At 59.5% G+C, this 1,369-nt stretch carries 1 protein-coding gene; it reads right to left on the bottom strand.

Features of this window, described 5'->3' with window-relative positions; all coding sequences use genetic code 11:
- Positions 1-42 precede the first annotated feature (42 nt).
- A complete protein-coding gene (locus AC57B6_RS24020; RefSeq protein WP_496422230.1) occupies positions 43-1,311 on the bottom strand; it encodes an IS256 family transposase in 1,269 nt (422 codons plus the stop codon).
- Between the last annotated feature and the right edge of the window lie 58 nt (positions 1,312-1,369).

Below are 1,369 nucleotides of genomic sequence, written 5' to 3'. Positions count from 1 at the left end.
GGAGGTGTCAGGAATTTCGTGTGCTGAGGTCGGTTAAAAATCTCAGCTGATGGCGGCGGTGAATCGCTCGCCGAACAGGATGGCGAACTGATTGACTGCTTGCCGCCAGGTTATAGGTGGCATCTTCCAATCCTTTTCGATGTTGCGCAAGGCCAGGTACAGCAGTTTGCTGGCGGCCTCGTCGCTCGGGAAGTGACCGCGGTTCTTGACGATCTTGCGAAGCTGCATGTGCATGCTCTCGATCGCGTTTGTCGTGTATATGATTTTGCGTACTTCCGGGGGATAGGCGAAGAACGGGATGACCTGCTCCCATTGGCGCTGCCACATCGCGGCGACCGTCGGAAATTTCTTGCCCCATTCGCTTTGAGAGAAGGCTTGCAGCGCCGCCTCGGCGGCTTCGGCGGTAGCGGCCTGATAGATCGGCTTGAGCGCGGTTGCCAGTGGCTTACGGTCCTTCCAGCTCGCCAGATTCAGCGAATTGCGGATCAGATGCACGATGCAGGTCTGGATCTGGGCAGCCGGATACACCGCTTCGATCGCTTCGGGGAAGCCGCGTAAGCCGTCGACGACAGCGATCAGGACGTCGTGCAAGCCGCGGTTCTTCAGTTCGTTGAAGACCTTCAGCCAGAACTTGGCGCCCTCGGTCTGCTCGATCCATAGGCCCAGCACTTCCTTGCGGCCATCGGCCCGAATGCCCAGCGCGAGGTACACCGCCTTGTTCCTGACCGTGCCTTCGTCGCGGATCTTCAGCCGAAGCGCGTCGAAATACACGATCGGATACATCGCCTCGAGGGGGCGTTGCTGCCACTGTTCGACTTCGGCCAGCACCTCATCGGTGACGGTCGAAATCAGATCGGGTGACACCTGCAAGCCATACAGCTCCAGCAAATGGCCCTGGATCTCGCGCACGCTCATGCCGCGCGCGTACATGCTGATGACGTGATCGTCGAAGCCCGGCAGCCGGCGCTGGTATTTGCCCACCAGTTGCGGCTCGAACGTCGCCTGCCGGTCACGCGGAATGTCCAGATTCAGTTCGCCGTTGGGCGTGATGACCGTCTTGCGGCTCGTGCAGTTGCGGTGGTTGCCGGCCTTGCCTTGCTCAGCCTCGTTATCCAGGTGATGCGTGAGCTCCGCTGCCAGCATGCGCTCAGCCAGTTGCTTCTTCAGTTGCCCGGCCAGGCCCGATTCGCCGAGAACCGACTCGGCATCCTTGTTCTGAATCTGCGCCAGCAGTTGATCGATCAGCTCGTCAGGGAACAGCTTCGGCGCCTTCGGGTTCTTGCTCTTCTTGGTCACGGTTGCTTCGGTCATAGGACGTTATTTCCGTTATCGTCTCATGACCTCGGCACACTAAAATTCTGACAGGCTC

It is taken from the genome of Paraburkholderia sp. BGA-UO-ETr-F12 (genome assembly GCF_059567945.1).
This window is presented reverse-complemented; position numbering and strand designations above follow the sequence as displayed.